Consider the following 6904-nt stretch of genomic DNA (forward strand, 5'->3'; position numbering starts at 1 on the left):
CTATTGGCCTCTCCAGTCGTAGAGCAGGGTCAGCAAAACAAGAATATCTRCCTGCCTGCGGGCAACTGGACCGAGTGGAATTCTGGAACGGCGCAACAAGGTGGCGAGTCGATCAACTTCAAAACAGGAAGTTGGGAGAAAGATATACCGCTCTTCATCCGCCAAGGCGCAATTATCCCGATGATGAGCGAAGATGTGCAATATATTGGAGAAAAGCCGCTCAAAAAACTGGATGTGGAAGTGTTCCCGGACACCAAGCGCACGTCGTTCGAGTATTATGATGATGACGGCAAAACCTATGATTACGAAAAGGGTGTATATTTCCTGCAGAACTTGTCCGTGCAACGGACTGGCAAAACGGTTCTATTCGAAACGGCTGCACCAGAGGGTGGTTTTAAACCGGAGCTCGAATATTATACTGTGAAGATCCATGGTCCAATTGCCGCAAGCGTCGAGATGAACGGAGTGAAGCTCAATCAGGAACCAAACTTTGAAACTCTAGCCGGCGAAGGCTGGTATTCGGGACTGGACGCGGCTCATGGCAATATTCCTGTGACGTACGTTCGGATGAAAGCTCAGGCAAAGCAAAGCGTTACGCTGACCACCCAATGATAAAATTATGAAAGGGCAGTTTCTGACTGCCCTTTCATATCTTAACCAATTGAAATCATAGCGCCCGCAGCCCGTTCTTCGACACGTAAGCCTCGGTGTCGGCCAACGCCAATTCGAAGCGATTGAAGAGTTCGTTGAGCTCGTCCCCGGTGATGATCATCGGCGGGCAGAAGGCGATCGTGTCGCCAAGCGCGCGAAGTATGGCGCCATGTCGTTCAAGGAACTTCGCAAGATTTGATCCAACGCCGTGCGCCGGATCGAAGGAGCGTTTCGTGGCCTTGTCAGCAACCATCTCTACCGCTCCAACAAGTCCGCAAGAACGAACCTCGCCCACGAGCGGATGATCTTTGATTTTGACAAGGCGGGCTTCAAAGGTAGGGGTCAAGCCGCGAACATACTCGACAATATTCCGGCGCTGGTAAATTTCGATCGCCTTCACGCCGAGCGCGCACCCGACCGGATGACCGCCATAGGTGAAGCCATGGCCGAAACTGCCGAGCTGGGCGCTGTGGTCGACATAGGCCTGGTAGACGTCCTCGGGAACGAGCACGGCACCGAGTGGCGCATAGGCTGCGGTCAACTGCTTGGCGACGGATATGGTCGTCGGTGTCATACCGACGCTCTGGCTCCCCCACCAGTTGCCGGTACGGCCGAAACCGTTGATCACTTCGTCGGCGATGATCAGAATATCATGCTCGCGCAAGATCGGTTCGATGGCGGCGAAGTAGCCGGACGGCGGAACAATGACGCCGCCAGCACCCATGACAGGTTCGGCGATAAAGGCGGCAATCGTCTCCGGCCCTTCGCGTTCAATCATATCTTTCAATGACTTGGCAAGTCGCGCCACAAACTCTGCCTCGCTTTCGCCCTCCTGACCGAAGCGATAATAATGCGGGCAATCCGTATGCAGCACGCGGTCCACGGGCAAGTCCCAGCCCTTGTGGTTCCCGGGCAGCCCGGTCAAAGATGCGGCCATGACCGTGACGCCATGATAGGCCTTGACGCGGGAGATGATCTTCTTCTTTTCCGGCCGGCCAAGGGCATTGTTATAGTACCATGCAAGCTTGACCTGCGTGTCGTTTGCCTCGGAGCCGGACGATGTATAGAACACCTTCGAAATCGGCACAGGCGCGATTTCCTTAAGCTTTTCAGCAAGTTCGATAGCTGGCTCCATACCCTTGCCACCGAAGAGATGGTAATAGGGCAGGGTGCGCATCTGCTCATTGGCAGCCTCGATCATCTCTTCGTCGCCGAAGCCGAGACCCGCACACCACAGGCCCGACATGCCCTCGATATATTCCTTGCCTTGTGTGTCGTAAAGATAGACGCCTTTGCCATGCCCCATGACCAGAGGCCCGGTTTCTGCAAGCTTGTGGAGGGGAGTATAGGGGTGCAAAACCGCGTTGATATCGCGCTGCTGGACATTGGTAAGGGGATGGCCATTCGCCATTGGGAAACTCCGGTTTTGAAAGATTTGCGACCTTAGCCAGACTCGGTTGAAAGTGCAAAGCGGGGCGTCAAGAAAGCTGACTGCAACCTTGCTAACCAAAATTTCAACGCAGGGTGCAGAAAAGCATTCCGGAATCGACTATTCATGCATAGGAATCGCCAGGTCTTGTGTCATTTTCGTGTATTGTTGCGCAAAAGCTTTGCCGGAATAGGCAAGCGTCGCTCTAAGTCCGAAAACGTTTGAGGAGAGCGGCAAATTCCATCCCGAGTTTGCTCTGCGGTGCGGTCTCGGGCTGATCCGTGGTCACGGTCAAACTCGTTCCGTCGTTGCCGAGCATCACGAACACCGTCTGGTCGGTCGTACCGTCCGACACGGAGATGGCAGCGATCCGCTGCTGGTCGCTGTTTTCCGGTGCTCTGATATTGAAGATCACTTCGCCGCCGACGAGATCTGCGGCTTTGCGCAAGGCGCCCTCAAAACCGTCGGCGACGATGTCCTGGGCACCGAGCGCAAGCTCGATTTCCACAACCTCAAGCGAAACCGCTTTGCCAGCCTCAGGCATATTGTCCGGCCTCGTTATCTTCATGTTTGAAATGCGGTTTGCATTCCGCCCTCTGCTTTCCCGAAACGATTGTCCAAATCAGGACGGTGATCATGTCAGTACTGTGACACCCGATCCACTCATAAAGTGTAAACGGCTTAAATGCAGGTGGGGACGACCCGAAAATGTCATCGAAGTTTCATGCAATCCCGATATGGGAATGCGACATCTGATATGCCGACAGTACGGCAGAAATGTTTTTTATCTAAATTAATTAATAAAATCAATTGTTTAAGTTAAGGACAAGATTTCAATGGAACGTCGCGATTTTATCAAGATGCTGGGTCTTGCCGGCACCAGCGCTACTGCGTATGCCGCCTGCTCATCCTATATGCGTGAGGCACTGGCGCAATCGACCAGCATCAATGAATTGCTGAGCACTGCAGCGCATTGTCAAAGCGGCTCGCTCAAGGACGTTGAACACGTCATTCTCCTGATGCAGGAGAACCGCTCCTTCGATCATTATTACGGGACTTTGCGCGGCGTGCGCGGCTTCGGCGATCCGCGGCCCTTGCGGCTCAAGAGTGGTGTATCGGTGTTCGATCAGCCAAGAGCACCGCTCCTTTCGTCATTCAGCTATTCGTTCAACAACGTTAGCTGGGATATGATCGAAGCTTTCGTCGCACCATTCGAGCCGGCACAGCTCAAGCGGCTCCTCAAGGAGCAGATTGATACGATGTTCCCGACGGCGGCGCCGACGGTGACACCGTTGATCGATACCATGCCCAACGGTTTTCTCCTGCGTGTGCTGCGCAGCGACTGGGACAGCCTGCTGCCGCCGGAGATGGCCGGCAATACCATTCCGGAGTTACTGGAGAAACTAAAAGACGGCCTCGTGGTTTTGAAGCCTGAGGATATCGATCCGACGTTTGCCGATATAGTGAAGAATGGAGTTATGTCTCTGTTCGACAACAAGGAGGTGCTGGATCTGATCGGAAAGGCCCTGCCAGAGGGCGGTTTCCTCAAGCCCGATATGATCAAAGGGATGATGGAAGGGATGCCGGCGCAACAGGTTGTTGCAATCCTTGTGGGTCTTGTCGCCTCTCTTATCAAGATCGATGAATTGAAGGCCTCGTGGCCAAGTGCAGTTGCGATCTTGCCTTCGCTTGGCAAGGGCCTGCCAAACCTGGCGGAACTTTTCTATTGGTTGCAGGGACTGTCGCAGCAGTTCGCGGCGTCACCGGCCGTTGGTATGTTGCCGCAGAACCCCGCACTCCTCCTTTCCCTGCTGCCTGCCGACATTACCAAGTATATTCCCGAGGACATCAAGGCCCAGTATCCGAAGCTTGTTGCCTCGCTTAAAGGCGAGGGTCACATCAAACCGTTCCAGGTGCAACGCGGTACCGATTCAGCCGGTGAATATAAATCATTCGGGCTGCCGCATGCCTATGACGATCAGCGGGATGCCATCAATCATGGCTGGAACGATCAATGGATGCTGACAAAAGGCGAGGAGGCGATGGCGCATCTCGACGTCGCCAAGGACCTTTCATTCTACCACAAGCTTGTGGACGCCTTCACCATTTGCGACGAATATCATTGTTCTTCCCATACGGGGACGGACTCCAATCGCACCCATTTTTATTCGGGCACGGCAAATGGCTGGACCAACAATTTGTTTTTCAGCGGCGGCAAAACCGTGCCCGACTGGAAAACCTATCCGGAGACGTTGCAGAACCTGGGTGTAAGCTGGAAATGCTATCAGGATGGCCTGGGAGAAGACTTATTTCTTGGCAATTTCGGCGACAATCTGCTGGAGGATTTCAAGCAATATAAAGTTGCCGGCAGTGAAATCGCCAAGCATGCGCTGATCGTCAACACGATATTGCGCACTGATGCCGACGTCCCCTCACAACTGGAAAAGGATATCGCTGAGGGTACGCTGCCCGCCGTTTCCTGGATCGCCGCGCCCCAAGCCTTCTGTGAACATCCAAGCGGTATCTCGCCGCATTTCGGCGAATATTACGTTAACCAGATATTGAAAGCTCTCGCGGCCAATCCGGAAGTGTGGAAGAAGACCGTCTTCATCATCAATTACGATGAAAATGACGGTTTCTTCGATCATGTGCCGCCGCCTTTGCCGCCGCTGCCTTCGGTACACGACGTTGGCAAGGTCTCCGATGGCATCGAGACTCAGCGAACGGCTTCAATGCAGAACATGCGACGAAACTGGCGCAGGTCCTTGTCACAGCAGAGTATGCACGCTATCCGGCCGAGCCCAAGGATCAATTGACCATGGGTCTTGGCTGCCGTGTGCCTTGCCTTATCATATCGCCATGGACTGTCGGCGGGCGCGTCTGCTCCGAACTCTTCGACCATACCTCGACATTGCGCTTCCTCGACACATGGCTTGCGGCCAGGGGAAAGCAACCGGCCGGCTCGACGTTCGAGAACATCTCATCCTGGCGTAGAGCCATTTGCGGCGACATGACCAGCGCCTTCGATTTTACACGCAGGCTCGACACTGTCGCCAGCCAGGGCAAGACCAGGATCGATGCGGCGGTTGCGGCGGCAAAATCTATTCCGGCTTACCGGACCAAGGCCGATCAAGCGGCCCTGATGAAGGCTCTGCCAACGTATAAGGGGAAGGGAACCGATATCGCCGCTGACCTGGCCAAGGAAACACGGCTGAAGCAGGACCGCACGCAGATAGAACTCTTGCCGCTTGGTTATGATTTCAATGTGTTTGGTTCTGTCGTCGAAAAAGCTGGCAAACCCGACAGGCTGCAACTGACCTTCAAGAACAGGGGCAGCATTGGCGTTGCGCTCAACGTCTATTCCTATCATGCCTATGACAAGGATCGAGGCGCCTGGTTTTATGCCTTGACGAAGGCGGGCAAGGACGGCAAGCCAGTGGAAGTCGTTGACGCATATAGCCTTGGCGATCGCGGCGGCAAATATGAATTCGCCGTGCATGCACCGAATGGCTATCTGAGTGAGTTCCGGGGCGACACGAACCGGACGGAGCAGCGACTTCCGGAGGTGATCGATATACGCTCGACTGACGGCGGCGAGACGGTCGAGTTCGTGTTCGATAAGTGGCCGACAGCCAATGGCAGCATAAAGGCAGTCTCTGCCTATACCGGCAGATAACTTATTTAAGTAGCGGCGCAATCAAACTTGCTTTGCCAACCGAGAATGGTTGGTACGATGTCTCTTTTATCGACAGCGACAACGCTATCGTGGCGTCAGCGGAAACGACCACCGGCTATCTTCGCCGCTATGCCGGACATCTTGAAAACGGCAGGATCAGCAAGACTGATCCTGCCATAGGCATTCCATACGATGTGACAAAACGGATTTACGATTGGGCGGGCGCTTAGCCTGAAATCGGGCTATGCGGTAACATATTCAAATATTGATCTTTTAACGTTCAAAAATTTTACTTTGGAGTATTCATTTTGAAAAAGAATTTATTGTTGGCATTTCCGTTGATCCTGCTCTCCGCATGTAATGGATCGGACTCGAATTCGGACAAGGTTGCCAAATCGACGTTCGATGCGGTGACGGCGGAGCTTGAACAGGCAAACAATGCCAAAGATGAACTGACCAAGAAAAATCAAGAGCTGGCGGGTCAACTTAGCAATGCCAATACCACGATTGTAACCGGCGAGGACGAGCGCACGGCGTTAAAAACAGCGCTCGATTTCACACTGGTCAAGCTGGAGCAATCGATCGATGCGGGACAAGAAAAGGATAAGATTGCCGCTTTGAAGGACAATGCATACGCCGACAAGGAACGTGATCACAAGAATACCAGCGATGCATTGGCAAAGGCAAAAGACGACCTGACGAAAGCGCAGAAAGACTATGAGGAAGCAGTCAAGACCGGCAAGATAGGCGCGGATGGCAAGAGCGCATATGTGAAAGAACTGGAGGCGGCGACGGACAAGGTGAGAATAGCCGAAGCCGCGGAGGAGGCAGCCAAAAAGGACCTCGACGACGCAAAGCGGGAGCGGGATGCCGCCGTAAAAGACCGGGATGATGCCAAGCGCGACTTGGCCGCAGCCATTGCCGAACGCAACAGGCTAAACGACGCGCTGACCAAGCTTGTGGAGAAAGCCTGCAAATAACCCTTTCATCTGGAAGTGCTCGGCTATTGGCTGGGCTCTGATTAACTATTTGTATTTTAACGATTTTTTACGGACCCAATTATGGATAGACGCGATTTCATCAAGATGCTTGGCATTGCCGGCACAAGCGCCACAGCCTATGCGGCTTGTTCTGCCTATATGCAGGAG

Annotated in this window: 8 protein-coding genes; 6 read left to right on the forward strand and 2 right to left on the reverse strand. The window is 53.7% G+C overall.

Annotated elements, in window-relative coordinates; all coding sequences use genetic code 11:
* The coding region (locus tag ACXJ5O_RS15170) for a DUF5110 domain-containing protein (protein WP_457300609.1) at positions 1-612 on the forward strand (612 nt) is incomplete at its 5' end.
* Positions 613-667: 55 nt separating this feature from the next.
* Here ACXJ5O_RS15170 and ACXJ5O_RS15175 read toward each other — a convergent pair.
* Together ACXJ5O_RS15175 and ACXJ5O_RS15180 are read right to left on the reverse strand one after the other, a co-directional pair.
* The gene (locus ACXJ5O_RS15175) at positions 668-2062 is read right to left on the reverse strand and encodes an aminotransferase (RefSeq protein WP_457300610.1); all 1395 of its coding nucleotides are present in this window, start codon (positions 2060-2062) and stop codon (positions 668-670) included.
* Between the two features lie 223 nt (positions 2063-2285).
* Positions 2286-2624, reverse strand: coding sequence for a hypothetical protein (locus ACXJ5O_RS15180; RefSeq protein ID WP_457300611.1), 339 nt, complete (start codon positions 2622-2624; stop codon positions 2286-2288).
* 292 nt (positions 2625-2916) lie between these two features.
* On the opposite strand from ACXJ5O_RS15180, the gene ACXJ5O_RS15185 reads away from it, so the two are divergent.
* From ACXJ5O_RS15185 to ACXJ5O_RS15205, 5 genes are all read left to right on the forward strand, one after another.
* Entirely contained in the window at positions 2917-4896 is a 1980-nt protein-coding gene (locus ACXJ5O_RS15185) for an alkaline phosphatase family protein (protein WP_457300612.1), read from the forward strand.
* 2 nt (positions 4897-4898) lie between these two features.
* Positions 4899-5756, forward strand: a complete 858-nt coding sequence (locus ACXJ5O_RS15190; RefSeq protein WP_457300613.1) for a phospholipase domain-containing protein — start codon at positions 4899-4901, stop codon at positions 5754-5756.
* 32 nt (positions 5757-5788) lie between these two features.
* Positions 5789-5986: a hypothetical protein gene (locus ACXJ5O_RS15195; protein ID WP_457300614.1), complete on the forward strand. Its 198-nt coding sequence runs from the start codon at positions 5789-5791 to the stop codon at positions 5984-5986.
* Between the two features lie 78 nt (positions 5987-6064).
* On the forward strand, positions 6065-6736 hold the full coding sequence (locus ACXJ5O_RS15200) for a hypothetical protein (protein WP_457300615.1): 672 nt from the start codon (positions 6065-6067) through the stop codon (positions 6734-6736).
* An 81-nt stretch (positions 6737-6817) separates the two neighbouring features.
* The coding region (locus tag ACXJ5O_RS15205; RefSeq protein WP_457300616.1) for a twin-arginine translocation signal domain-containing protein at positions 6818-6904 on the forward strand (87 nt) is incomplete at its 3' end.

The organism is Phyllobacterium sp. P5_D12, from assembly GCF_054049495.1.

Bases quoted from the DNA above. Each gene is read 5' to 3' on its own strand.
- ACXJ5O_RS15175 (WP_457300610.1), bottom strand. From the start codon at position 2,062: ATGGCGAATGGCCATCCCCTTACCAATGTCCAGCAGCGCGATATCAAC.
- ACXJ5O_RS15180 (WP_457300611.1), bottom strand. From the start codon at position 2,624: ATGCCTGAGGCTGGCAAAGCGGTTTCGCTTGAGGTTGTGGAAATCGAG.
- ACXJ5O_RS15185 (WP_457300612.1), top strand. From the start codon at position 2,917: ATGGAACGTCGCGATTTTATCAAGATGCTGGGTCTTGCCGGCACCAGC.
- ACXJ5O_RS15190 (WP_457300613.1), top strand. From the start codon at position 4,899: ATGGGTCTTGGCTGCCGTGTGCCTTGCCTTATCATATCGCCATGGACT.